Below are 24,852 nucleotides of genomic sequence, written 5' to 3' on the forward strand. Positions count from 1 at the left end.
GCTCACGTACGGCGCTCGCAAACCGGCCCACAGTGACCAAGATCACAGGACTCGCGAGTGCGTACTATTCGGGGCATGACGGCGACAACGACGTCGGCCCGGTCGGATCTCTCCGAGCTGGGACGATCCGAGACCGCTCTGCGGACCTTCCTGCACGGCCTGCCCGGCGTGGACCAGGTCGGCGCGGAGCAGCGGGCGGCACAGCTCGGCACCCGCTCCATCAAGACCACGGCGAAGGCCGAGGCGATCGACCTGGCGATCCGGATGGTCGACCTGACCACCCTGGAAGGCGCTGACACGCCGGGCAAGGTGCGGGCGCTGGCCGCGAAGGCGCTGCGCCCCGACCCGGCCGACCCGAGCTGCCCGCACGTCGGCGCCGTCTGCGTCTACCCGTCGATGGTCCCGTACGTGGCCGAGGTGCTGCGCGGCAGCGGTGTGCACCTGGCCAGCGTGGCGACCGCGTTCCCGTCCGGGCAGGCCCCGCTGGACATCAAGCTCGCCGACGTCCGGGCCGCCGTCGAGGCCGGCGCGGACGAGATCGACATGGTGATCAACCGGGGCGCGTTCCTGGCCGGGCGCTACCAGGAGGTCTACGACGAGATCGTGGCCACCAAGGAGGCCTGCGGGGACGCCCACCTCAAGGTGATCCTGGAGACCGGCGAGCTGGCCACCTACGACAACGTGCGGCGCGCCTCCTGGCTCGCGATGATCGCCGGCGGCGACTTCATCAAGACCTCCACCGGCAAGGTCCCGGTCGCGGCCACACTGCCGGTGACGCTGGTGATGCTGGAGGCGGTCCGCGACTTCCGCGCCGCCACCGGGCAGCAGGTCGGCGTCAAGCCGGCCGGCGGCATCAAGACCACCAAGGACGCGATCAAGTACCTGGTCATGGTCAACGAGACAGTCGGCGCCGACTGGCTGAGCCCGGACTGGTTCCGGTTCGGCGCGTCGAGCCTGCTCAACGACCTGCTCATGCAGCGCACCAAGCTGACGACCGGCGTCTACGCCGGCCCCGACTACTTCACCCTGGACTGAACGCGATGTTCGAATACGCTCCCGCCCCCGAGTCCCGCTCGGTGGTGGACATCAAGCCCTCGTACGGGCTCTTCGTCGACGGCGCGTTCGTCGACCCGGCCTCCGGCGGCAGCTTCAAGTCGGTGAACCCGGCCTCCGAGGAGGTGCTGGCCGAGATCGCCGAGGCCGGCGCCGACGACGTGGACCGCGCGGTGCGCGCGGCGCGGACCGCGTACGAGAAGGTGTGGGGTCCGATGCCGGGCCGGGACCGGGCCAAGTACCTGTTCCGGATCGCCCGGATCATCCAGGAGCGCTCGCGCGAGCTGGCGGTGCTGGAGTCGCTGGACAACGGCAAGCCGATCAAGGAGTCCCGCGACGTCGACCTGCCGCTGGTCGCCGCGCACTTCTTCTACTACGCGGGCTGGGCCGACAAGCTTCCGCACGCAGGTTTCGGCCCAGACCCGAAGCCACTGGGCGTGGCCGCGCAGGTCATCCCGTGGAACTTCCCGCTGCTCATGCTGGCGTGGAAGATCGCTCCGGCGCTGGCCGCCGGCAACACGGTGGTGCTCAAGCCGGCCGAGACCACCCCGCTGACCGCGCTGCTGTTCGCCGAGATCTGCCAGCAGGCCGACCTGCCCGCCGGTGTGGTCAACATCGTCACCGGCGCCGGCGACACCGGCCGGGCGCTGGTCGAGCACCCGGGCGTGGACAAGGTCGCGTTCACCGGCTCCACCGAGGTCGGCCGCGCCATCGCCCGCGCGGTCGCCGGCACCCGCAAGAAGCTCACGCTGGAGCTGGGCGGCAAGGCCGCGAACATCGTCTTCGACGACGCCCCGATCGACCAGGCCGTCGAGGGCATCGTCAACGGCATCTTCTTCAACCAGGGGCACGTCTGCTGCGCCGGTTCCCGCCTGCTGGTGCAGGAATCGGTCGCCGACCGGGTGCTGGAGTCGCTCAAGCGTCGGATGGCCCAGCTGCGCGTCGGTGACCCGCTGGACAAGAACACCGACGTCGGCGCCATCAACTCGGCCGCGCAGCTCGCCCGTATCCGGGAGCTGTCCGACGCCGGGTCCGCCGAGGGCGCGGAGCGCTGGTCGCCGCCGTGCGAGCTGCCCGAGCGCGGCTTCTGGTTCGCGCCGACCATCTTCACCGGCGTCACCCAGGCGCACCGCATCGCCCGCGAGGAGATCTTCGGCCCGGTGCTGTCCGTGCTCACGTTCCGCACCCCGGCGGAGGCCGTCGAAAAGGCCAACAACACGCCGTACGGGCTGTCGGCCGGGATCTGGACCGACAAGGGTTCCCGGATCCTGTGGCTGGCCGACCGGCTGCGCGCGGGCGTGGTGTGGGCCAACACGTTCAACAAGTTCGACCCGACGTCGCCGTTCGGCGGCTACAAGGAGTCGGGCTACGGTCGCGAGGGCGGCCGGCACGGGCTGGAGGGCTACCTCAATGTCTGAGCGGGTCGCGGTACGCAAGACGTACAAGCTCTTCATCGGCGGGAAGTTCCCGCGCAGCGAGTCGGGACGGTCGTATCTCGTGCAATCGGCGAACGTGTCTCTTGCCTCCCGAAAGGACGCGCGGGACGCGGTAGTGGCCGCCCGCGCCGCCGTGAAGGGCTGGGCCGGGGCGACCGCGTACAACAGGGGTCAGATCCTCTACCGCGTCGCCGAGATGCTGGAGGGCCGCCGCGAGCAGTTCGTCGCCCTGGGCGTCCCGGCCGACGAGGTGGACGCCGCGATCGACCGCTGGGTCTGGTACGCGGGCTGGTCCGACAAGATCGCCCAGGTGTACGGCGGCGCGAACCCGGTGGCCGGCCCGTACTTCAACCTGTCCGCGCCGGAGCCGACGGGCGTGGTCGCGGCAGTGGCCCCCGAGGCTCCGGCGCTGCTCGGCCTGGTGAGCGTGATCGCCCCGGCGATCGTCACCGGCAACACCGTGGTGGTGGCCGCCTCCCCGGCGGCGCCGCTGGCGGCGGTGACGCTGGCCGAGGTGCTCGCCACCTCCGACCTGCCCGGCGGGGTGGTCAACATCCTCACCGGTCGGCTGACCGAGACCGTGCCGACGCTCGCCTCGCACATGGACGTCAACGCGATCGACCTGACCGGCGTCGCCGACGCCGAACTGGCCGCCGACCTGGAGGTCAAGGCCGCGGAGAACCTCAAGCGGGTGCTGCGGCCGGCCCCGGCCGACCACGACTGGCACGCCGACCCGGGCGTCACCCGGATGACCACGCTGCTGGAAACCAAGACCGTCTGGCACCCCAAGGGCGTCTGACTCGACGCAGCCGAGTCCGGCCCGAAGTGGCGGCACCCCTCACCCGGGTCGCCGCCACTTCCCCTTTCCCCACCTCCCCGGTGTCGACCTCACCCGGTGCGCCACCCGCAACAAGCAAGATCAACATCACTTCCCCGAAGTGGCCACATCAGCCACCCGCGGACAGCACAACCTCCCCAAGCCTGTGCTGACCTTGCCGAGCGCCCCGGCTCCAAGATCAACACCGGCACGGGAGATGGCTGCATCCATCCACCCACCCGGGACAGCCCCCCCCCCCCCCCCCCCCCCCCCCCCCCCCCCCCCCCCCGAACTGGCGCGCGGGTCGCATCCCCGCCCCCACCTCAGGCCTCAAGATCAGCACCAGCACGGCGAGGTGGCTGGATCCGCCCACTCCGGATGTCGCCACCTCCCCGAACCGGCCTGAATCTCGTCCACGCTCGGACTGCGGGCTTCACGATCAACATCGGCACGACCAAGCGGTTGCATCAACCCGCCTCGCACACCGCCAACTCCCCGAGCCGGTGCGGGTACTGCCCATGCGCCCCACCTGAACTTCAAGATCAACGCCAGCATGGCGAGGTGGCTACATCAACCCACCCGGGGCAGCACCACCTCCCCGAACTGGCGTTGACCTTGCGCGGGACGCCCGCCCGGATCAGCAGAATCAACAACAGACCCCCGGAGTGGCCCGGGCATCACCCCGATGCCGCCCGACACCGACAAGATCAACACCAGCTCCGCGAAGTGGCCACATCGACCAGGCGTTGACAGCACCACCTCGCCGAGCTGGTGTTGATCTCATCCGGAGCGCCCACACGGGACAGGCAAGATCAACACCAGCACGCCGAAGTGGCTGCATCGACCGACCCAGGGCAGCACCACTTCCCCGAACTGGTGTGGATCTTGCCCATGGGTGCCCACCCGACCACGGCATGGTCGACACCGTTTCCCCGGAAGCAGCCCGGACCCCCGGTCAGCAAGATCGACACCAGCACGGCGAGGTGGCTGCATCGACCCGCCGGGACGACACCACCTCCCCGAGCTGGCGTTGATCTTCGGGAGCGGGGGAACGGGGACCGGGCCGGCGGAGGGGATCTACTACCGGGGGTAGGATTGGTGGGTGACTCGGCTGGGGGACCTTGAGCGTGCGGTGATGGACGTGCTGTGGGACGCGGCACCCGCCGCCTCGGGCGGTGTGACGGTGCGCGAGGTCGCCGACGCCCTGGACGGGCGGGAACTCGCCTACACCACAGTGATGACGGTGCTCGACCGGCTCGCCGGCAAGGGCATGGTGCAGCGTGAACGCGAGGGCCGCGCCTGGCGTTACCGGCCCGCCGCCACCCGCGAGGCGCACATCGCCCAGCTCATGCTCGAAGCCCTCGACCTCGGCGGCAGCCGGGACGCCGCGCTCGTACGCTTCGCCCGCTCGGTCACCGGCACGGAGGCGGACGTGCTCCGCGCCGCGCTCGGCGCCGAGGCCGGGGCCACCGATCCCGCGACCGTCGAGGACGGTCCGACCGGCCGGATCGAGGACCCCCGGCCCGGTCGGCCGGCGCTCGACGAGGCGACGGACCGGTAGGCGGCCGCCGTGGCGTACGCCCTGCACTTCGCCGCGACCATCCTGGCCTGCTGGCTGACGGCGCAGGTCCTCGCCGCCGCGCGCTGGACGTGGCGCGCGCCCCGGGTGGCGATCCTGTGCTGGCAGGCGGTCGGGCTGGCGCTCGGTCTGTCGGCCATGGGGCTGCCGATGGCGCTGGGCCTCGACGTGTACGACCGGGCGACCGGGTGGGCGCTGGTGGCCCTCGTCAACGACCTGGCGCACGGTACGCTGCCGGCCGGTGTGGGCGCGGTGCACCTCAGCCTGGTCGGCGTCGGTCTCGGCATCGGCGCGGTGCTGCTCACCACGACGGTACGCAGCCTGCACGGCGCGGTACGCGCCCAGCGCCGGCACCGGGAGTTGCTGCACCTGGTGGCCCGGCGTGACCCGACGGTGCCCGGAGCGCTGGTGCTCGACCATCCGAGCGCTGCGGCGTACTGCCTGCCCGGGGTGCGGCCCCGGGTGGTGGTGAGCGCTGGCACGCTCGATCTGCTCGATCCGGCGGAGCTGGCGGCTGTTCTCACGCACGAGCGGGCGCACGCGCAGGAGCGGCACGACCTGGTGTTGCTGCCGTTCACCGCGTTGTGCCGGGCGTTGCCGTGGTTCCGGTGGGTGCGGGACGCGCACGCGCGGGTGGCGTTGCTGGTCGAGATGCGCGCCGACGACAAGGCCCGGGAGCTGCACGCGGACGCGCCACTGGCGGGCGCGTTGCGCCGGTTCGCCGCCGCCGAGCACCGGGTGCAACCGGCCGGCACGCTCGGTCTCGGCGACCGCGACCTGGACGTACGGGTGCAGCGGCTGCTCGTCGCGGACCGCCCGCCGCGGGTGCTCGGCGCGATGGCGCTGGCGGTCGCGGGCACGCTCGTCTCCCTGCCGTTCGCCCTGTTCCTGAGCTGAGCTGATCTCGCCCCCTACGGGACTTCTCCGGGTTCGCGCGCGCCCATAGGTAGCGACGCTACGTGTAGGTTGGCTACGACAAGCGAGCCAACCCGTGGGAGGACGTCCGTGGACCCGCTGCTCCTCGCCCGCCTCCAGTTCGCCACCACCACCTCGATCCACTTCCTGTTCGTGGCGGTGACGCTCGGCCTGGTCACGCTCCTGGTCGGCCTGCAGACGGCCGGCTTTCTCACCGGCAAGCCGGTGTACGAGCGGCTGACCCGGTTCTGGGGCCAGCTCTACGTGATCAATTACGTGCTCGGCATCGCCACCGGCATCGTGATGGAGTTCCAGTTCGGGCTGAACTGGAGCGGGCTGTCGCGCTACGTCGGCAACGTGTTCGGCGCGCCGCTGGCCATCGAGACGCTGGTGGCGTTCTTCCTGGAGTCCACGTTCCTCGGCATGTGGATCTTCGGGTGGCACCGGCTGCGGCGCGGCGTGCACCTGGCGCTGCTCTGGGGCGTGGCGATCACCGCGTACGCCTCGGCGTTCTGGATCATGGTGGCGAACTCCTGGCTCCAGAACCCGGTCGGGTACGAGGTCCGCGACGGCGTCGCCCACCTCACCGACTTCGGCGCGCTGCTCACCAATCCCACGTTCGGCATGGCGTTCGGCCACGTCGTCTCGGCGAGCCTGGTCACCGGCGGCCTGCTGATGGCCGCCGTCAGCGCCTGGCACCTGCTGCGGCGTACCCCCGACTTCGCGCTGTTCCGCACCTCGCTGCGGCTCGGCCTGATCACCGCGGCGCTCTCGGTCACCCTGCTCCAGGGCTTCGGCTTCGCCCAGTTCGGGCCGGTCGCGCAGGTCCAGCCGACCAAGTTCGGCGGCGGGCCGGAGCGCGACGCGCTCGTCGCCGACTGGACCGCACGGTTCGGCCCCGGCGACTGGGATCCGCCGACGCTCTCCAGTGTCGGTCTCGGCTTCATGATCCTGATCGGCTTCACGCTCGGCGCCGTCTGGCTCCTGCTGCCGCTGCTCTGGCGCGACTGGATCATCCGGTTGCGGTTCCCGCTCTGGCTGATCCTGCTCGGCCTGCCGCTGCCGTTCGTGGCGATGCTGCTCGGCTGGATCGCCCGCGAGGTGGGCCGTCAGCCCTGGGCGGCGTACGGGCTGCTGCCCACCGCGCAGGCCGTGTCACCGGTCTCGCCGGCCCTGATGCTCGCCTCGCTGATCGGGTTCAGCCTTCTGCTCGGCGCGCTCGCGGTGACCAACTGGACGCTGCTGGCCCGGCACGCCGCCCGCGGGGCGCACGACCCCGCCCTCGGCCGTCCGCCCGCGCCCGACACCGACCCCCACCACCAGCCCGTGCTCGTCTGAGGGAGCCCGCCGTGGAACTCGCCTGGTACGCCCTGCTCGGCCTCTTCTTCGCCACGTACCTCGTGCTCGGCGGCTACGACTACGGCGTCGGCCTGCTGCTGGCCCGGCGCGGCCCGGCGCCGGGACCCCGGGCCACGCTCACCGCGCTCGGGCCGTTCTTCCTCGGCAACGAGGTCTGGCTGGTGGCCGCCGTCGGCATCCTGTTCGGCGCGTTCCCCCGGCTGGAGGGCGAGTTGCTCTCCGGCTTCTACCCGGCGGTGCTCGCCGCGCTGACCGGGGTGGTGCTGGTGACCGCCGGGGTGCAGTTGCGCAGCCGCCCGGCCTCCGAGGCGGCCCGCGCCGGCTGGGGCCGGGTGGTGGTGGTCGGCAGCGTGCTCGCCGCGCTGGGCTGGGGCGCGATGCTCGGCGGGCTGCTCCAGGGCGTGCCGCTAAGCGCGGACGGACACGTGGTCGGTGTCGGTCATCTGGCCACCCCGTTCGTCGCCGCCGCCGCGCTGGCCCTGCTGGCGCTGGTAGCGGTGCACGGTGCGACATTCCTCACGCTGCGGCTGCCGGCCGCCGACGCCCCGGCCCTGGCCCGGCTGGCGAGCGTCCTGGTGCCCGCCGCGCTCGTCGCCGTCGCCTCGGCCACCGTCCTGGGCGTCCTCTCCGACCGGGTACGCGCCGCGGTGGCGCGCCCGGCTCTGGCCGTACTCCTGCCGCTGGTGCTCGTGGCGGCGCTGCTGGCCGCCCGCGCGGCGCTGCGGCGGGGCCGGGACGGTGTCGCCTTCGCGGCGACCGCGACGGCGCTGGCGCTGCCCGCGCCGCTGGTCGGGGCCGCGCTCTGGCCCCGGATCCTGGTCTCCACCACCGATCCGGCGGCCTCGCTGACGGTGGCCGAGGCGGCCGCCAGCCGACCGACGCTGGCACTGTTGGGATGGCTCGCGTTACCGCTCGTGCCGGCCCTACTAGGCTTTCAGGCGATGTGCTGGTGGGTTTTCCGGGGACGGATCGACGGCAGGGCACCGGTGTACTGGTGAGCCGCCGCCCGTTCGACCCGCGTCTGCTGCGTCGGGTCCCCGCGGCCCGGCGCGACCTCGCCGTGCTCGCGGCGCTGGGCGGCCTGACCGCGCTGCTGGTGATCGCCCAGGCCACCGCGCTGGCGACGCTGCTGGCCGCCGCGTTCGACGGGCGGCTGCACCGGCCGGCGCTGGCCGGGTTCGTGGCGGCGGTCGCCGGGCGGGCGCTGGTGAGCTGGGCGCAGGGCACTGTGGCGGCGCGGGCCGCCGCGACGGTCAAGGCGGCGCTGCGCGCCGACCTGCTGGGCGCGGTCGGCCGGCACGGCCCCACCTGGGTCGCCGGGCAGCGGGCCGGGCAGCTCGCCACGCTGGCCGGGCGAGGCCTGGACGCGCTCGACCCGTACTTCACCGGCTACCTGCCGCAGCTCGTGCTGAGCGTCACGGTGCCGGTGGCGGTGCTGGCCCGGATCGTGTTCGCCGACTGGAGCTCGGCGCTGATCATCGCGCTCACCATCCCGCTCATCCCGATCTTCGGCGCGTTGCTGGGCTGGCAGGCGCAGGCCGCCACCGAACGGCAGTGGCGGCGGCTGTCGCTGCTCGGCGGGCACTTCCTCGACATGGTGGCCGGGCTGCCCACGCTGCGCGCGTTCGGCCGGTCCCGGGGCCAGGTTGACGTGGTACGCCGGATGGCCGACGGCCACCGCCAGGCCACCATGAAGACGCTGCGCATCGCGTTCCTGTCCGCGCTGGTGCTGGAACTGGTCGCCACGCTCTCCGTCGCGCTCGTCGCGGTGCCGGTCGGCATCCGGCTGCTCGGCGGCGGCCTGACACTCTCCACGGCGCTGCTGGTGCTGCTGCTCACCCCGGAGGCGTACCTGCCGCTGCGGGCGGCGGGCAGCCGGTTCCACGCCAGCATGGAGGGGCTCACCGCGCTGGACGAGGCGCTCACCCTCTCCGACACCGGCGCGCCCGTCTCCGCCGAGCCGCGGCGTCCGGCGCCGGGCGGCCGGGGCGAGATCCGCTTCGAGGGCGTGAGCGTCGCGTACGACCGGACCACCGCGCTGCGCGACGTCACGCTGACCATCCGGCCCGGCGACCGGATCGCCGTCATCGGGCCCAGCGGCGCGGGCAAGAGCACGCTGCTCAACCTGCTGCTCGGCTTCGTCAGCCCGACCTCCGGCCGGGTCACCGTCGACGGCGTCGACCTGGCTGAGGTCGACTTCGACGCCTGGCGCCGCGAGCTGGCCTGGGTGCCGCAGCGGGCGCACCTGTTCGCCGGGTCGCTGGCCGACAACATCCGCCTCGGCGCCCCGGACACCCCTGACGACGCGCTGGCCGCCGCGGTCGCCGACGCCGCGCTGGACGAGGTGGTCGACGCCCTGCCCGACGGGCTGGACACCCGGCTCGGCGAACGCGGCCACGGTCTGTCCAGCGGGCAGCGGCAACGCGTGGCGCTGGCCCGCGCGTTCCTCCGGGACGCCCCGGTCGTGCTGCTCGACGAGCCGACCGCGCGGCTGGACAGCGCCAGCGAGGCGGTGGTGCTGGACGCCACCCGGCGGCTGGTCGCCGGACGTACCGCGCTGCTCGTGGCGCACCGGCCCGCGCTGCTGGCCGACGCCGACCGGATCCTGCGCGTCGAGGACGGCCGCGTCACCGAACTGCACCCGACCGGCCCGGCGGTGACCCGATGACCGTCTCCCCCGCCCGTACGGCGGTGACCCGGTGACCGCCGGCGACGGCGTGACGCCGGTGGGCCGTACGCCCGCCGGGCCGGCCCCGGTCGCGGCGGAGCCGACCGGCACGCCGGAACCGCCCGCGCCTGCCCGGCCCGGCGCCGAGCGGGCGGTGCTGCGCCTGGCCCGGCCGTACCTGAGCCGGCTGCTCGGCGCCGGCCTGCTCGCCGCCGCGACCGAGTTCGCCGGTCTGGCGCTGATGGCCACCGCTACCTGGCTGCTGATGAGCGCGGCCGGCCGCCCGCCGCTGGACCGGCTGACGGTGGCCATCGTCGCGGTCCGGGCGCTGGCGGTCAGCCGGGGCGTGCTGCGGTACACCGAACGGCTCGCCGGGCACGACGCCGTGCTCCGCATGATCACCGACGTACGGGCGCGGGTGTTCGCCACGCTCGCCGCCCGGCGCGACGCCGGCCGCCGTACCGGGGACGCGCTGAGCCGCCTGGTGTCCGACGTGGAGGCGGCCCAGGACCTGCTCCTGCGCGTGCTCGTGCCGGGCGCGGCGGCGGCTGTGGTCAGCGTGCTCGCCGTCGGCGTCGCCGCGCTGATCTCACCCCCGGCCGCCGGTGTGCTCGCAATCGGCCTGCTGGTGGCCGGCGTGGCGCTGCCCGTGCTCGCCACCCGGCTCACCCGCCGCGCCGCCGACGAGGTCGCCCCGCTGCGCGGCGCGCTCGCGGTGGACGCGGTCGACCTCACCCACGGCGCCGCCGACCTGGCCGCGTTCGGGGCGACCGGCGCTGCGCTCGCCGCCGCCGAGGGCCGGGCCGGGCGGCTGGCCCGGCTGGAGCGCCGGCTCGCCGCGACCGGCTTCGCGGTGGACGCGACCGGCGTACTCGTGGGTGGCCTCACCGCCGCCGCGGTGGTGGCCGTCGCGCTGCGGGCCGGGGTCGGCGGGGTGCTGGTGGGTGTCCTCGCGGTCGGGTCGCTCGCCGCCGTGGAGGTGGCCCTCGCGCTCGTCGCGGCGGCCCGCCAGCGCGCCCAGCTCCGGACCGGGCTGGCCCGGGTCGCCGACCTGCTGGCCGAGCCCGCCGCCGCGGCGCCGCAGAGCGAGCCGCAGCCCGCGATCGACGGTCACGACGTGGAGTTCGCCGACGTGACGGTCCGCTACCGGGCCGGGGCCGCGCCCGCGCTGGCCGGGTTCGACCTCGACCTGCCGGCCGGCCGCCGGGTGGCGGTGGTCGGGCCGAGCGGCGCCGGCAAGAGCACGCTCGCCGCCGTGCTCACCGGCGCGGTACGCCCCGACACCGGCCGGGTCACCGTCGGCGGCGCGCCGGTGGCCGACATCCCGGACGAGCGCCTGCCCCGGGTGGTCGGTGGCCTGCTCGCCGAGGCGTACGTCTTCCACGCCACGGTCCGGGAGAACCTGCTCCTCGGCCGTCCGGACGCCACCGAGGCGGACCTGGTCGCCGCCACCCGGGCGGCCGGCCTGCTCGACTGGGTACGCGAGCAGCCCGAGGGCTGGGACACAGTGGTCGGTGAGCAGGGCGGGCAGCTCTCCGGCGGGCAGCGGCAGCGTCTCGCGCTGGCCCGGGCGCTGCTGGCCGCCCCGCCGGTGCTGGTGCTCGACGAGCCGACCGAAGGGCTCGACCCGCCGGCTGCCGACGCGGTGCTGGAGTCCACGCTCGCCGCCACCCCGGCCGGGCACTCGGTGCTGCTGATCAGCCACCGGCTCAGCGGCCTGTCCGGGCTGGACGAGATCGTGGTGCTCGACGGCGGCCGGGTCGTGCAACGCGGCCGGCACGACGAGCTGGTGGCACGTCCCGGCTGGTACCGGGAGCAGTGGCTGCGGCAGCAGACGGCCGAACGCGGCTACCTGGCGATCACGCCGTAGCGCCCCCGCCGGCCCTGAATTCGATCGGGGTTTTCCCCGACGCGGCAACCGGTCCCCGATGGCAGGCTTGTGCGCATGCGGGTCCATGAGGAGGCAGTGGTCGACCGCCGGCTGCGCGAGCTGTCCGGGCGGCTGTACGGGCCGGACCGGCTCAAGGCCGACCTGCTGACCGAGACGCGGCACGCGCTGGAGGACGCCGTCGAGGCGTACCGGGAGGGGGGCCTGCCGCGCGCGGAGGCGGAGCGGCGGGCGGTCGCCGAGTTCGGCAGCGACCGGCAGCTCGTGCCGGAGTTCCAGGCCGAGCTGGCCACCGGCGCGCTGCGTGGGCTGGCGCTGCGCACGCTCCTGGTGTCGGTGGTGCTGATCGCCGCCGGTGACCTGACCTGGCAGGGGTCGAGCTGGAGCGGTGGTCCCCCGCCGCCGGCGAGCTACCTGCTGCTGTCTGCCGGGCTGAACGTCATCTGGGGTGTGGTCGCCGTGCTGGCGCTGGCCGCGTTGCTCGTCGGCCCGCTCACCGCCCGGTGGGGATCGCCCCGGCTCGTCCGTCCGGCCCGGCTGATCGGTTTCGGTCTGACCGGTGCCCTGCTGCTCGGCGTGGCCGCCGGGGGCGCGCTGTTCGGCTGGTCGGTCGGGTTGTGGGACGCCGCGCTCACCTGGCCCCCGATGATCATCGGGGCGACGCTGGGCTCGGCGGCCTGGTTCGCCCTGGTCCGGGCCGCCCGCTGCTGGGTGCTCGCCGAGCGGCGGCTGGCCGGCTGAGTCGCCCCCACCGGCCCGGCCGACCGGGGTCAGGCCGGGGCCGTGGGCGGCTCGTCCGCCCCGAGGAACCGGCCGACGGTGGCGCTGAACTCACGCCAGCCGGCCCGCTCCCCGGCCAGCGCCCGGCCACCGGCCTCGGTCAGCTCGTAGGTGCGGCGTTCCCGGCCGTTGACGGTGCTCCACGTGCTCGCCACCAGGCCGGCCCGCTCCAGCCGGCGCAGCGCCGGATAGATGGTGCCGGTGGGCAGATCCAGCGTCCCGCCGCTGCGGGCGCGCAGCGCCTCGATGATCGCGTAGCCGTGCCGCGGGCCCTTTTCCAGCACGGCGAGCAGCAGCGCGTCGAGGTGTCCGTGCAGCGCCTGCGCCTTCATGCGTAGCAACGCTACTTGTCGGGTCTCCGGAACGCCATGGGGTGCGGCTCCCGGCCGGAACGGATCGCCCACTAGGGTATGTGCGCAGAGTCACTCGGCGGCGCGACGCCGCCGGGTGGGCAACCGAACGCACACGGAGGTCAGCGTGGCCCGCCAGTCGCCCCAACGGCCCGACGCCGACGAGCCCGAGCTCGACGACACCGACGCGCCCGCCGCAGCCGACGAGGTCGAGGCGGACCGCACGCCGGTCAACCGCGCCCTCTGGGACGAGGTGCGGATCGACCCGGTGGAGATCGCGCTGCCCGCCGGCACCGGTTTCACGCTGCGGGCGTACCGGCCGGCGCGCGAGCTGACCCCGACCGACGTCGTCGAGCGCGACCAGGACGACCCCTTCCTGGCCCGTCGCCAGGTCGTCGAGACCGAGGACGACGAGGAGGTGGTGATCCTCGACGAGGAGTTCGCCGCCCTCTCCGCCGAGGAGGACGACGAGGACGACGAGAAGGCCGACAAGGCCGCCAAGGGGCGCCGCAAGGGCAAGGCCGACGACGACGCGACCGAGGACAAGGCCGGGTCCGAGGACGACGACGAGGACGAAGAGGCCGAGGAAGACGACGAGGACGAGGACGCCGCGGGCGACGAGGAGGTGCCGGTCTTCCTCACCCACAAGGGCCGGCTCCTACTGTTCAAGACCCCGGAGTCATTGGTCTCTTTCATCCGTTCCGGCGCGCCCACCGATCTGTCCCAACTGGACAGCTGGAATGAATTGTCCGAACGGCTGGAACCGGCCGACATCGCCCCGCTGGACGAGGACACCTACGAACTCGACCTGGTGGTGGAGAACCTGCGAGGCGGCCACGACGCGTGGGACCACGAGCTACTCATCGAAGCTGGTGAGATCGCCCGTGACCTGGCGTACGCCCTGCGGCTACCAGCCGTGCTGGACATGCTCTCCGCCGGCTCCAGCCTGGACGACCTGGACGAGGCTCTGCGGGCTTCCGTCAATGGCGGAATCGGGGGATTCCTCGGCCGTCGCCGGTTGAAGAAAATCGGGGCACAAACCGCAAGTTTGGGTTGGCGCACCATTGTCGGCAAGATCTCTGCGGTTGTGGACTGGCGCGACTGACCCGGAGCGGGGAGCATCAGTCTCTGGCAGAACAAGACCTGTGTCCCGGGAGGAGGACGACGCCGTGGCGCTCGTGCGCGTGTACTGCGGTCTGGCCTCGGCAGATCCGGCCGACCGAACGGCTTCGGCCGGAACGACGCTGACGTCCGCTGTGGTCGACGACGCAGGCCGTCTGCTGCACGTCTGTGAGATCGGGGACGAGGCCGCCGGGTACGCCCAGCTGGTCGCGCTGCTGGTGGAGCGGTCCGGCGGTCCGAGCGGCGCGGCCATCGCCGCGGACAGCGACGACCACATCGTCACCTCGCTGCTGAGCGCCGCCGGCCGTCCGTTGGCGATCGCCGACGACGACTCGGTCGACGACTTCGCCGAGCGCTTCGCCGACGACGACTCCCTGGAGGAGATGCAGTCCCCGCCCGCCGAGCGCCGCGCGGTCGGGCTGGCCCGCGCGCTGCAGGCCGGTGCGCTCTCCGCGGTGACCCTCCCGGCGCCGCGTGAACTCGCCGGATACACGCAGGTCCTGGCCGCGCACGCGGCGCTCGCGAGCGGCCGGCACTCGGCCGCGGTGACGCTGCGCGAGGTGCTCCGCGAGCTCTACCCGTCCGCGCTGCGCGCGTACCCGGACCCGGCGGACCGGGTCGCCCTCGCGGTTCTCGACGCGCTGCCCGAGCCGGGGATGCTCACCGGTTCCGCGGCCCGTGGCCGTGACGGCGGGCTGACCGCCGACGCGGTGGTCGCCCAGCTCGCCGCCGAGGGTGTGGCGGACGCCGAGGCCGTCTCCGACGCGGTGACCGCGCTGCGGGTCGCCATCTCCGAGACACCCCGGCGGGCCACCGTCAACCGGACGCTCACCGCCGCCGTCGCCGAGACGGTACGGCAGGCGGTCGCCTCCGTCCGGACCTGTGACGCCGGATGCGACGCGCTGGTTGGCGCGCTCGCCGAACGCACCGCTCCCGCGCCCGCCACCGGCCGCCGGGCCGCCGCCCGACGCGGCGAGCAGGTCGACGAGCTGGCCCCGGCCACCGACCTGCGCGCGGTGCGGCCGGTCCAGCCCGAGCCGGTCGCCGAGCCGGCATCCCACCGTGGTCGTCCCGAGCCGGCCGGCGCACCCGAGCCGGCCGGGCGGCGTGGCCGCCCGGAGCCGATTCCCGGCGGGCGCCGCGGCCGGCCCGAGCCGGTCTCCGGCCCGGCCGCCACGACGACGCCCCGGCCGCTCGCCCCGCCGCCCGTCGCGCCCGCCCCGGTCACGCCTCCGCCGGTCGCTCCGGCCCCGGTGACGCCAGTGGCCCCGGCGGCCTCGCTGGGCCGCCCGGCCTCCGCACCGCAGTCCCGGCCCGAGCCGACCGGCGCGCCGCTGCCGTCGCGGGTGGACGGACCCACCAACCGGCCGGTCTCGGCGCCGCCTCCGCCGCCGCCCGGCATCACCCCGATCGCTCCGTCGCCGCGCGGCGCCGTGCCACCGGCCGAGGCCGGCGAGCCGTTCCGCCCGACGCTGACCACCGCGGCGATCAACAAGGCGCGGGCGGAGCGGCAGCGCACCGTCATCCCGCCCCGTCCCAAAACCAATCAGCACCAGGAGCCGCCGACCGGCGGGTTCAGCGCCACCGACCTGAGCATCCCGGTGCCGGCTCCGCGCCCGCCGGCGCCGGAGGCCGCACCGCCGGGCTCCCGGGCGAACTGGCCGCTGGTGAACAACGAGGACGACACCGCACGGGAGCGGGAGGGCACCACCTACCCGTACGGCCGGGGCGTGGACGCGCCGAGCGACCCGGGCCGGGTCACCCCGCCGTGGCTCGCCGACGACCTTCCGCAGGAGCCGCCGATGCTGCGGCTGGTGGAGCCGCCGCCGCTGGCCGACCGGGCGCTGCGCGGCGAGATGAGCCGGCCCGCCGATCCGGGGCTGGACACGCCGCCGCTGCGTCTCGTCGACCACGGCGACCCGAGCCGCGCCTCGCTTCCGGCCCCGCTCGAGCGGCGTCCCGCGCCGAAGGAGCACCGGCCGCCGCCGGTCTCCGACGACGGCGACGGCGACCTGCTGATCTTCGCGCAGGCCAAGTCCGCCTGGTTCGTCGGGCACGGCGACGAGGCCGACCTGGAGTGGTCCAGCACCGCTGACACCGGCTGGCAGGCGGCCGAGCAGGCCGCCCGCCCGTCCGTCGGCGCGGAGACCAAGGCCGGGCTGCCGAAGCGGGTTCCGCAGGCCAACCTGGTGCCGGGCTCCCCGCTGCGCGAGGAGCGTCCTCTGCGGATCGTCCGGAACGCGGCGAGCCTCGCCGAGAACACCACCGGATACTTCCGGGGCTGGCGGCGTGGCCAGGAGATCGGCGGTTTCGCCGTGGGCGGCCGTCCGGGCCGTGAGGCGGCCGGCGGTTGGGACTTCACCCGCGACAGCGGGGACCGCGAGGACGACCGGGAGTACGAGTACCGCTCGGCCGGATACCGCTCCTGACCGGGCTCGCCGGGGGGTGTTTCATCCCACACCAGGGCGATTTGACGCTAGGTCCGACCGGCCGGGAACATACCCGGCGGACCAGCGGCGGCGCCTGATCGCCGGGGTGGGAAGGCGATTCCAATGGCGACACCGGCGTTCGACTCCACTGTGCTCACGCGTCGGGGGGTCCTCGCCGCCGCGGCCGGGAGCCTGCTGCTCGCGGGTTGCGCGCCGCAGGGCCAGCGGCCGGACGACGGCCCGTCCAGCAGCGCGCCGAGCGACCAGGACCTGATCGTCGGCGCGAGCCTGGAGCTGACCGGTGCGGGGGCGCTGCTCGGCGTCGCCCAGCGGCAGGCCCTGCAACTCACCGCCGACTCGCTCAACCGCACCGGCATTCCGGTCGGCAACCTGGTCCGGTCGGTCCGGCTCCAGATCCTCGACAACGGCAGCAACCCTCAGGTCGCCGCCCGTCACGCCGCAGACCTGACCCGGGCCGGGGCGCAGGCGCTAATCGGCGGCGTGCTCGGCGAGACCTCCGCCGCCCTGGCGGCGGCCGCCCAGCGGGTCAAGACGCCCTTCCTGTCGCTCGGCTACGGGGACCGCATCGTGGCGCCGCTGGACGAGCGCACGTTCACCTACAAGCTCACCCCGGACGCGATCGACATGGCGGGCCGCCTGGTGGAGCTGTTCGAGTCGAAGCGGCTCCGGCAGGTGTCCCTGCTGGCCGCGGACGGGCTGCACGGCGACTCGGGTGTGCGGGCGATGCGGGACGCGCTCGCCGACAGCAGCACCGACCTGGCCCGCACGGTCCGCCTGCCGGGGACCGGCCGGCGCTTCCGCGCCGCCGCCGACCGGGTCGCGGGCGGTACGGGGGACGGAGTGGTCATCTGGGCCACCGCGCCGGACTCCGGCGCCGCCGCCCGGGAGCTCCGCGCCGCCGGGCACCGCGGTCCGATCTTCTTCGACGCCGGCGCGGTCGCCGACGACACAGTGCAGGGGGCCAACGCCGCCGCGGTGGAGGGCGCGTACGCGGTGCACCCGGCCTGTCTGGACATCTCCGGGGCGATCGCCACCACCACGGCTCAGCTGGCCCGCCGGGACTTCGCCAACCGCTACACGCAGCGGCACGGCGACAGCCCTGACTTCGCCCCGTACGCCTCGGACGCGCTCCAGCTCCTCGCCATGTCGGCGCGGATGGCGACGAGCCTGGACCGGGGCCGGCTGCGGGCCCTGCTCCAGGCGCAGACCGTCGAGGGCATCGCGGGCGGGTACGCGTTCAGCGCCGGTCGGCACGGCGGCATGGAGCGCGACTCGCTCGCCGTCTACCAGGTCTACCGGGGCAGCTGGACCCGGTACGCCTGACCGGACCGCCGCCCGGCGACCGTCCCTACTGGAGGGTCACCGGGCGACCGCGTACCGTGTCCGACCCCGGACGGCAGGAAGCGCCCGGTGGCCCGAAGGCCGCCGGGCGCTTCCGCGCGTCGGTCAGGCGGGCGCGACGGCCCGCGAGCGCCGCATGGTGAGCACGTACTCGACGAGCGAGATCAGCACGTGCTTCGTGGACTCCCGGTTACGGGCGTCGCACGGCACCACCGGCACGTCGCGGGAGATCGCCAGCGCGTCCCGGACGTCCTGCGGATCGTGGTACTGCATGCCGTCGAAGCAGTTGATGGCCACCAGGTACGGCAGCCGCCGGTGCTCGAAGAAGTCGATGGCGGCGAAGCAGTCGGCGAGCCGCCGGGTGTCGACCAGCACCACCGCGCCGATCGCACCCCGGACCAACTCGTCCCACATGAACCAGAACCGCGTCTGACCCGGCGTACCGAAGAGGTACAGGATCAGGTCACGGTCGATCGAGATACGACCGAAGTCCATCGCCACCGTGGTCGTCGTCTTGCCCGGCACCTGCCGGGTGTCGTCGACGCCGACACCGGCGGAGGTCATGATCGCCTCGGTGGTCAGCGGCGTGATCTCGGAGACCGAGCCGACCAGCGTCGTCTTGCCGACGCCGAACCCACCGGCGATAACGATCTTCGCCGACGTCACTCGGCCGCTCGGGGCCGGCGGCCGGTGCGACATGTCAGAGCCTGCGAAGTCCACTCAGCACCCTCTCCAGCAGTTCAGTACCCACCGCGTCGTCGGAGTCGTCCAGGATGGTCGGCTCGTGGACCGCGACCAGGCCGTCCGTCGCCATGTCGGCGATGAGCACCCGGGCCACGCCGAGCGGAAGCTGCATCCGCGCCGCGATTTCGGCGAGCGACTGCACACGTCCGTCACACAACGCGGCGATGTACTGGTGTTCACGACCGTGGCCACCACCATTGCCAGTGGCAACCGCTCGGCCGCGCACCGTCGTCTCGACGAGCGCCTCCAAGGCGATGTCGAGCCGGGGACGGGTACGACCACGGGTGACGGCGTACGGCCGGACCAATGCGCCGGTCGGCTCGTCACGATCCACCATGTCGCCGCTCACCTCCCTCGTACCCGGCACCGGCTCGCCCCGGTGGCATCCGTCGCTGTCGTTGTTGTTCCCGCACCTGACCCACCGGCCAGCGCGTCATTCAGCCCATCATTCCCACAGCCGTGCGCGGCTGCGGCGTCAGGGCATCGCCCACCCGGTCCACGAGCAGGGCCATCTCGTACCCGACCTGACCCACGTCGCAGCTCCGCGCCGCCAGCACCGCGAACGACGAACCGTCGGAGATGGACATCAGGAACAGGAAACCGTTGTCCATCTCGACGACTGTCTGCAACACCGCTCCGCCCTCGAAGCAGCGGGCCGCGCCCTGGGTGAGGCTGACCAGACCGGACGCGATCGCGGCGAGCTGGTCGGCGCGGTCCCGCGGAAGGTCACGGGACGAGGCGAGAAGCAGGCCGTCGGCCGAGACCGCGACCGCGTGCGCCACACCGGGCACCCGGTCGGCGAAGTTGGCGAGCAGCCATCCGAGATCCTGCGTAGTAGTCATCCTTGTTGCTCCTTCTGCCCGCTCCCGGCCACCGGGCCTGAGCCAGACTGCGAGGACTGCTGCCCGCCCGGAGTGCCCTCCGGGCCGGTCGTGTTGCTGTCGGTGTTACGCCCGCGCTGCACGCCCCGATGGTAGGCCGAGAGCAGACCCCGGACGCCCTCCGGTGTCCGCCGCTGCACCGAGGCAGAAGGCTTGTCGATGCTGCCGGGCACGAGCTGGGCCATCGGCTTCCGCTTCGGCAGGCCCTTCTGGGTGGTTTCCGCGACCGGCACCTCGGTGGCCGCCGAGGCGGCGCGCCAGCCGTCGTCGGCCGCGGTCTGCCAGGGCGACGACTGCGGCGACGCGGTCGGCTGCCGGGTGGGCAGCCCTCCGGAGTACGCGGGACGGGTGTTCCCGTTCGCCGCGCCGTTGTCACGCGGTGCTCCGCCGGCCGTCGGAGTGGGTGCCATCGGTGCGTTACCTGTCGTTGCGGGTGTCGGCTGCGGCACCGGCCGGCCGGCGGTGTCCACCTTGGCGAACTGCTGGGTGGCGGCGCCGCCGTTCGTCGTCGCGGCCGGGGCCGCCGTCTCCTCGGGCCCGGGTCGGCGGGTACGGAACCACGCCGACTCCAGCTCCCGGAAGATCGGCAGCTCCATCGTCTCGTCCGCGTACCGCTGGCGGTTGCCCTGCTGCTGCGCCGGGCCCGGTCGCGCCGCCGGGGTGGCGGCCGGCCTCGCCGGGGTGGCAGGCGGCTGGTTCGTCGCCGGGTTGGCGGCGGCCGGCTGGCCGGTCGCGGGCTGCGAGGTGGCCGGCATCTCCGTGCGCGGCACCCGGGGCAGCTCGGTGGTCATGTCCATGCCGCTGGTGGGCCGTTCCGGCGCCACGGGGGCCGGGGCCGGGTGCGGTGCGACCGGCGGCCAGACCGGCGGCGCGCCCACGCCCGGCATGGGCGTCTGCGTCACCGGACGCGCCGGCAGCTGGTTCGCCGGCGGCGCGGAGACCTGGTAACCGGTCGGCTGACCGGAGACCGGCACTGCCGACGTGGGCTGGCCGGAGACCGGCGCGGCGGAGACCGGGCGACCGGAGTACGGGTCACCGGAGACCGGGGCGGCCGAGACCGGACGGTACGGCAGCGGGTGGCCGGCGGCCGGGGCGCCGGAGACCGGCGGCAGCGGCGGGGCCGACACCGGCGGGACCGGCGGCGCGGAGACCGGCGGCGGGCTGTAGGGCCGCGCCTCGGGGCTGCTCGGCAGCTGGCGCGGGATCGCCGGCTGCTGACCGCTGGTGCCCGGGTCGCCCTCGGCCGGGTTGCGCCGCTGGGGCAGCGGCTCGAACCCGGATCCGGACGAGGGCCGGGGGCCGAACCCGCCGTCCCCGCCGCCCGGGTTGGCCCCGGTCAGGTCGGACCAGGCCGGCATGGCGCGACCGCCACCGGCGTTCGCCGGGGTGCCCGCGCCGTTGCGCGGCGCCGGGTCGAAGGCGCGTCCGCCGAGCGTGACCTGGTTGCCGGAGGCGCCCGGGTGCGGGGCCGGCGGCAGGCTCTGCGGGTTGCCGCCGAAGGCGGCCAGGGCGCCGAAGGCCGGGGTCGGGCCGCTCTGCTGCGGACCGGCGGCCGGCAGGGCCGGGGTCGGCTGTCCGCGGCCGGCCAGGGCACGCGGCACCAGGACCGTGGTGGGCAGCGTGACGTCGGCGACGGTGCCGCGGTCGGTGCCCGGCCGCAGCTCGACCCGGACGCCGTGGCGGGCGGCCAGCCGCGCCACCACGACCAGGCCCATCATCCGGGAGACCGCGACGTCCACCTGCGGCGGCGTGGCCAGCCGCTCGTTGAGGTCGCGGAGCTGCTCCGGGCTGATGCCGATGCCCCGGTCCTCCACGTAGAGGGAGGCGCGGTCACCGACCCGGCGGGCCTCCACCATGACCTGGGAGTCCGGCGGGGAGAACGCGGTCGCGTTGTCGAACAGCTCGGCGACCAGGTGCACGAGGTCGTTCACCGCGTGGGCGGCGACCTCGATGTCCCGGTCGATCACCCCGAACTCGATCCGGGTGTAGTGCTCGACCTCGGACTGGGCGGCACGGAGCACGTCGATCAGGGCGGCGGGCTCGCGCTGCACGCGCGTGGAGTCCGCGCCGGCGAGCACCAGCAGGTTCTCGTCGTTGCGGCGCATCCGGGTGGCGAGGTGGTCGAGCTGGAACAGCTCGGCGAGCCGGTCCGGGTCCTCTTCGCCGCGCTCCAGCCGGTCGAGGTGGCCGATCAGCCGGTCGACCAGGATCTGCGAGCGGCGGGCCAGGTTGACGAACATGGTCGCGACGGACGCCCGCAGGGCGGCCTGCTCGGCGGCGGTCCGGACGGCCTCCAGGTGGACGGCGTTGAACGCCTCGGTCACCTGGCCGAACTCGTCCCTGCTGCGCACCGGCAGCGGCTCGGCGATCTGGTTGGCCAGCTGCACCGGGGTGAGCTGGCCGGTCACCTGCGGGTCGCGTAGCCGGGCGACCGCCTGTGGCAGCCCGTACTGGGCGACCGCCAGGGCACCCTGGCGCAGGTCGCGCAGCGAGCGGGCCATCGAGCGGGCGACCAGGTACGCGAAGAGGATGGCCAGCAGCAGCATGGTGAGCAGCAGGCCGGTCTCCAGGAACACCTGGCGCTGGGTGTCCGAGCGCAGCGCGTCGGCCTGCCGGACAACGTTGCCGTCGAGGCGGGACTCCACGCTGCGCATCAGCTTGGCGTTGGCGACCATGGTCTGGTCCCACTGGTCCGGGCCGAACGGGGCGTTCGCCATCGAGCCGTTGTTGTTGCTCGAGATGAAGCTGGTGAAGCGGTCCGCCTTGCGCAGGTCGGGCCCGGAGACGGTCTGCTCGTAGAACAGCTTGTCCGGCTCGGTGGCGATCGCCTGGAACGTCGCGAGCGACTGCGCCTGGCCGGTGCCGCTGGCGATGAACTGCTCGCGCAGCGCGGCGGTGTACTGGTTCTGGGTGATCGCCTGGTGGACGACCACGCGGCGCTGGGTCAGGTATTCCTTCTGCCGGGCCACCGCGCCGGCCGCGCGCATCCGGTCGCTCAGGTCGTTGTCACCGGCGAGCTGGGTGGCCGAGTCGCGGATCGACAGCAGGTCCTCGATCAGCTGCCGGTACGCCTGGTCGGCGTCATTGATCTTGAGCTTGCCGTTCAGCACCTGGCTCCGGGTCGCCGGGAGGTCCTTCAGCTGGGTGTCGATCGTGTCGAGCAGCCCGACGAAGTTGCGGGGCAGGTCGTCGATCTCGCCACGCTGCCGCAGGTAGGGCGACTTCGCCTGGTCCACCCGCTGGTTCGCCCGGTTGTAGCCCTCCTGGTACTGCGCCCGGGTCTGGAACTCCTTCGCGCCGAGGAAGAGCACGGCGCCGACCCGCTCGTCCTGCACGGTGTCGACCAGGTCACCCGAGTAGCCGATCAGGTTGGCCAGATCCCCCGCCCGGTTGGCATTGTTGAGCGTCTCCAGGTGGTCGACAAGACCACTAGTGCCCACCACGACCGTGGCGATGGTCGGCACGATCATGATCAGACCGAGCTTGGACCAGATCGGCATGTCGCGCAGCCGATTCATCGGCCGGCGCAGCCGCGACAGGAAGGAGCCCGCCGTCGTTGGCCGTTTGCTCACGTCACCGCCCTCGCATTACTGCGCCCGACGCCACCTGAGGGCAACGCCGAGCGACCGACCCGGCGGGTCGGACCTCCGAGATTCCATCACGCCGCCTCGCAAAGAGAAAGACCAGGTTGTCCCTCACCGGAGGTGTGATGAGATGTTGATGCAATTTGATAGCAATCCGTCTGGCCGGAGTCACTGAAGGTAATGGAACATCCGCACCGCGTTGTCCTGCTCGCTGGCCCCTCCGGGTCAGGAAAGTCATACATAGCGCAGCGAACCGGACTTCCGGTGCTCTGCCTGGACGACTTCTACAAGGACGGCGATGACCCTACGTGCCCGCGTCGGAACGGACAGGTGGATTGGGAGTCTCCACTGTCCTGGGATGCGGACACGGCGGTGCAAACAATCACCCGACTGGCCCGGCAGGGCAAGGCCGAAGTGCCGGTTTATGCGATCGGCGCGGACCGCCGGGTGGCCACCCGGCCATTCGACATCGACGGATCGCCAATCTTTGTCGCCGAGGGGATCTTTGCCGCCGAGATCGTGGCCGAGTGCCGGCGGCGGGGCCTGCTCGCCGGGGCGTACGCGCTACGCCGCCCGCGCGGCGCGACGTTCCTGCGCCGTCTCGCCCGGGATCTCGCCGAGCAGCGCAAGGCGCCCCGGGTGCTGCTGCGACGCGGGGTCGCGCTGCTGCGCGCCGAACCGGCCGTGCTGCGCCGGCAGACCGGGCTGGGCGCCGAGGCGGCCCGGGCCGGTCAGGTGCTGCGCGGGGTGGCCGCGTTGCTCTCCGGCCACCCCCGCCAGTCGTGATCAGCCGATCAACTCGGCGTACGCCGGCTTGATCACCTCGTCGATGATCCGCAGGCGCTCGTCGAACGGGATGAATGCGCTCTTCATCGCGTTGATGGTGAACCACTGGAGTTCCTTCCAGCCGTAGCCGAAGGCCTCCACCAGCAGCGCCATCTCCCGGGACATCGAGGTGCCGCTCATCAGCCGGTTGTCGGTGTTCACAGTCACCCGGAACCGCAGGTCGCGCAGCAGGCCGATGGGGTGGTCGGCGATCGAGGCCGCCGCGCCGGTCTGTACGTTCGACGACGGGCACAGCTCCAGCGGGATGCGCTTGTCCCGCACGTACGCGGCCAGCCGGCCCAGCACCGGCGGGTTGCCGGGGGTGATGTCGTCGACGATGCGTACGCCGTGTCCGAGCCGGTCGGCACCGCACCACTGGATCGCCTGCCAGATCGACGGCAGGCCGAACGCCTCCCCGGCGTGGATGGTGAAGTGGAAGTTCTCCCGCTGGAGGTACTCGAACGCGTCCAGGTGCCGGGTGGGCGGGAAGCCCGCCTCGGCGCCGGCGATGTCGAACCCGACCACCCCGGTGTCGCGGTGCCGCACCGCCAGCTCGGCGATCTCCTGCGACCGGGCGGCGTGCCGCATCGCGGTGAGCAGCGTGCCGATCCGGATCGGGGTGCCGGCCTCGGCGGCCAGCGCGCTGCCCTCCCGGAACCCGGTGACCACCGCGTCGACCACCGCGTCCAGCGTCAGGTTCTGCTCCAGGTGCTGCTCCGGGGCGAAGCGCACCTCGGCGTAGACCACGCCGTCGGCGGCCAGGTCCAGCGCGCACTCGCGGGCGACCCGGCGCAACGCGCTCGCGGTCTGCATGACCGCCACCGTGTGCGCGAACGTCTCCAGGTAACGCTCCAGCGAGCCGGAGTTCGCCGCCTCGGTGAACCAGACACCGAGCGCCGCCGGGTCGGTGGTGGGCAGTTCGTGGCCGACCTCGGCGGCCAGTTCGACGATCGTCGCGGGCCGCAGGCCGCCGTCGAGGTGATCGTGCAGCAGCGCCTTCGGGACCTTGACGATGTCCTCGTACGAGATTGCGACCATGCTCCGACCCTAGTCACCCCCG

The 24,852-nt window shown here is 73.7% G+C and carries 20 protein-coding genes; 14 read left to right on the forward strand and 6 right to left on the reverse strand.

Going from position 1 to position 24,852, the window contains the following annotated elements; translation table 11 throughout:
• Positions 1-75: 75 nt before the first annotated feature.
• The 10 genes from deoC (at position 76) to ACSDG8_RS13365 (ending at position 12,456) form a co-directional block, all read left to right on the forward strand.
• Positions 76-1,035, forward strand: a complete 960-nt coding sequence (gene deoC, locus ACSDG8_RS13320; protein WP_210897790.1) for a deoxyribose-phosphate aldolase — start codon at positions 76-78, stop codon at positions 1,033-1,035.
• Positions 1,036-1,040: 5 nt separating this feature from the next.
• Positions 1,041-2,471, forward strand: a complete 1,431-nt coding sequence (locus ACSDG8_RS13325; RefSeq protein WP_210897792.1) for an aldehyde dehydrogenase family protein — start codon at positions 1,041-1,043, stop codon at positions 2,469-2,471.
• Entirely contained in the window at positions 2,464-3,288 is an 825-nt protein-coding gene (locus tag ACSDG8_RS13330) for an aldehyde dehydrogenase family protein (RefSeq protein WP_210897794.1), read from the forward strand. The genes ACSDG8_RS13325 and ACSDG8_RS13330 overlap by 8 nt, the downstream gene beginning before the upstream one ends.
• Before the next feature lie 1,120 nt (positions 3,289-4,408).
• Complete coding sequence (locus tag ACSDG8_RS13335; RefSeq protein WP_210897796.1) at positions 4,409-4,867, forward strand: BlaI/MecI/CopY family transcriptional regulator; 459 nt, start codon at positions 4,409-4,411, stop codon at positions 4,865-4,867.
• 9 nt (positions 4,868-4,876) lie between these two features.
• Complete coding sequence (locus tag ACSDG8_RS13340; protein ID WP_210897798.1) at positions 4,877-5,782, forward strand: M56 family metallopeptidase; 906 nt, start codon at positions 4,877-4,879, stop codon at positions 5,780-5,782.
• A gap of 108 nt (positions 5,783-5,890) precedes the next feature.
• Positions 5,891-7,138, forward strand: coding sequence for a cytochrome ubiquinol oxidase subunit I (locus ACSDG8_RS13345; protein WP_210897800.1), 1,248 nt, complete (start codon positions 5,891-5,893; stop codon positions 7,136-7,138).
• Positions 7,139-7,149: 11 nt separating this feature from the next.
• The gene (locus ACSDG8_RS13350; protein ID WP_210897802.1) at positions 7,150-8,157 is read left to right on the forward strand and encodes a cytochrome d ubiquinol oxidase subunit II; all 1,008 of its coding nucleotides are present in this window, start codon (positions 7,150-7,152) and stop codon (positions 8,155-8,157) included.
• Positions 8,154-9,827 (forward strand): thiol reductant ABC exporter subunit CydD, encoded by a 1,674-nt coding sequence (gene cydD / locus ACSDG8_RS13355; protein WP_210897804.1) that lies wholly within the window; start codon positions 8,154-8,156, stop codon positions 9,825-9,827. Before ACSDG8_RS13350 ends, cydD begins: the two co-directional genes overlap by 4 nt.
• 49 nt (positions 9,828-9,876) lie before the next feature.
• Positions 9,877-11,697, forward strand: coding sequence for a thiol reductant ABC exporter subunit CydC (cydC, locus tag ACSDG8_RS13360; RefSeq protein WP_374223512.1), 1,821 nt, complete (start codon positions 9,877-9,879; stop codon positions 11,695-11,697).
• Between the two features lie 75 nt (positions 11,698-11,772).
• On the forward strand, positions 11,773-12,456 hold the full coding sequence (locus tag ACSDG8_RS13365) for a permease prefix domain 1-containing protein (protein ID WP_210897809.1): 684 nt from the start codon (positions 11,773-11,775) through the stop codon (positions 12,454-12,456).
• Positions 12,457-12,485: 29 nt separating this feature from the next.
• Here ACSDG8_RS13365 and ACSDG8_RS13370 read toward each other — a convergent pair whose 3' ends face one another.
• Positions 12,486-12,827: a PadR family transcriptional regulator gene (locus tag ACSDG8_RS13370; protein WP_210897811.1), complete on the reverse strand. Its 342-nt coding sequence runs from the start codon at positions 12,825-12,827 to the stop codon at positions 12,486-12,488.
• 115 nt (positions 12,828-12,942) lie between these two features.
• On the opposite strand from ACSDG8_RS13370, the gene ACSDG8_RS13375 reads away from it, so the two are divergent.
• The 3 genes from ACSDG8_RS13375 to ACSDG8_RS13385 all read left to right on the forward strand — a co-directional run bounded on the left by ACSDG8_RS13375 (position 12,943) and on the right by ACSDG8_RS13385 (position 17,740).
• Positions 12,943-13,950: a DNA primase gene (locus ACSDG8_RS13375; RefSeq protein WP_210897813.1), complete on the forward strand. Its 1,008-nt coding sequence runs from the start codon at positions 12,943-12,945 to the stop codon at positions 13,948-13,950.
• A 40-nt stretch (positions 13,951-13,990) separates the two neighbouring features.
• On the forward strand, positions 13,991-16,396 hold the full coding sequence (locus ACSDG8_RS13380) for a transposase (protein WP_210897815.1): 2,406 nt from the start codon (positions 13,991-13,993) through the stop codon (positions 16,394-16,396).
• A gap of 123 nt (positions 16,397-16,519) precedes the next feature.
• A complete protein-coding gene (locus ACSDG8_RS13385; RefSeq protein WP_210897817.1) occupies positions 16,520-17,740 on the forward strand; it encodes an ABC transporter substrate-binding protein in 1,221 nt (406 codons plus the stop codon).
• A 123-nt stretch (positions 17,741-17,863) separates the two neighbouring features.
• Here the strand turns inward: ACSDG8_RS13385 and ACSDG8_RS13390 are convergent, their stop codons facing one another.
• From ACSDG8_RS13390 to ACSDG8_RS13405, 4 genes are all read right to left on the reverse strand, one after another.
• The gene (locus ACSDG8_RS13390) at positions 17,864-18,457 is read right to left on the reverse strand and encodes a GTP-binding protein (RefSeq protein WP_030501201.1); all 594 of its coding nucleotides are present in this window, start codon (positions 18,455-18,457) and stop codon (positions 17,864-17,866) included.
• 1 nt (position 18,458) lies between these two features.
• Entirely contained in the window at positions 18,459-18,839 is a 381-nt protein-coding gene (locus ACSDG8_RS13395; protein ID WP_210897991.1) for a DUF742 domain-containing protein, read from the reverse strand.
• A 100-nt stretch (positions 18,840-18,939) separates the two neighbouring features.
• The gene (locus ACSDG8_RS13400) at positions 18,940-19,344 is read right to left on the reverse strand and encodes a roadblock/LC7 domain-containing protein (RefSeq protein ID WP_013283992.1); all 405 of its coding nucleotides are present in this window, start codon (positions 19,342-19,344) and stop codon (positions 18,940-18,942) included.
• Entirely contained in the window at positions 19,341-22,955 is a 3,615-nt protein-coding gene (locus ACSDG8_RS13405) for a sensor histidine kinase (protein WP_210897819.1), read from the reverse strand. The genes ACSDG8_RS13400 and ACSDG8_RS13405 overlap by 4 nt, the downstream gene beginning before the upstream one ends.
• A 384-nt stretch (positions 22,956-23,339) precedes the next feature.
• Between ACSDG8_RS13405 and ACSDG8_RS13410 the strand changes: the two genes are divergently transcribed.
• Positions 23,340-23,753, forward strand: a complete 414-nt coding sequence (locus tag ACSDG8_RS13410) for a hypothetical protein (protein ID WP_247679289.1) — start codon at positions 23,340-23,342, stop codon at positions 23,751-23,753.
• Here the strand turns inward: ACSDG8_RS13410 and ACSDG8_RS13415 are convergent, their stop codons facing one another.
• Positions 23,754-24,830 (reverse strand): adenosine deaminase, encoded by a 1,077-nt coding sequence (locus ACSDG8_RS13415; RefSeq protein WP_210897823.1) that lies wholly within the window; start codon positions 24,828-24,830, stop codon positions 23,754-23,756.
• Positions 24,831-24,852 lie beyond the last annotated feature (22 nt).

Source organism: Micromonospora sp. LA-10 (assembly GCF_051853095.1).
GTDB classification, from domain to species: domain Bacteria; phylum Actinomycetota; class Actinomycetes; order Mycobacteriales; family Micromonosporaceae; genus Micromonospora; species Micromonospora echinospora_A.

Excerpts from the sequence above, each read along its gene's own strand:
- deoC (WP_210897790.1), top strand. The coding sequence starts at position 76 with ATGACGGCGACAACGACGTCGGCCCGGTCGGATCTCTCCGAGCTGGGA.
- ACSDG8_RS13325 (WP_210897792.1), top strand. The coding sequence starts at position 1,041 with ATGTTCGAATACGCTCCCGCCCCCGAGTCCCGCTCGGTGGTGGACATC.
- ACSDG8_RS13330 (WP_210897794.1), top strand. The coding sequence starts at position 2,464 with ATGTCTGAGCGGGTCGCGGTACGCAAGACGTACAAGCTCTTCATCGGC.
- ACSDG8_RS13365 (WP_210897809.1), top strand. The coding sequence starts at position 11,773 with ATGCGGGTCCATGAGGAGGCAGTGGTCGACCGCCGGCTGCGCGAGCTG.
- ACSDG8_RS13370 (WP_210897811.1), bottom strand. The coding sequence starts at position 12,827 with ATGAAGGCGCAGGCGCTGCACGGACACCTCGACGCGCTGCTGCTCGCC.
- ACSDG8_RS13385 (WP_210897817.1), top strand. The coding sequence starts at position 16,520 with ATGGCGACACCGGCGTTCGACTCCACTGTGCTCACGCGTCGGGGGGTC.
- ACSDG8_RS13390 (WP_030501201.1), bottom strand. The coding sequence starts at position 18,457 with ATGTCGCACCGGCCGCCGGCCCCGAGCGGCCGAGTGACGTCGGCGAAG.
- ACSDG8_RS13395 (WP_210897991.1), bottom strand. The coding sequence starts at position 18,839 with ATGGTGGATCGTGACGAGCCGACCGGCGCATTGGTCCGGCCGTACGCC.
- ACSDG8_RS13400 (WP_013283992.1), bottom strand. The coding sequence starts at position 19,344 with ATGACTACTACGCAGGATCTCGGATGGCTGCTCGCCAACTTCGCCGAC.
- ACSDG8_RS13415 (WP_210897823.1), bottom strand. The coding sequence starts at position 24,830 with ATGGTCGCAATCTCGTACGAGGACATCGTCAAGGTCCCGAAGGCGCTG.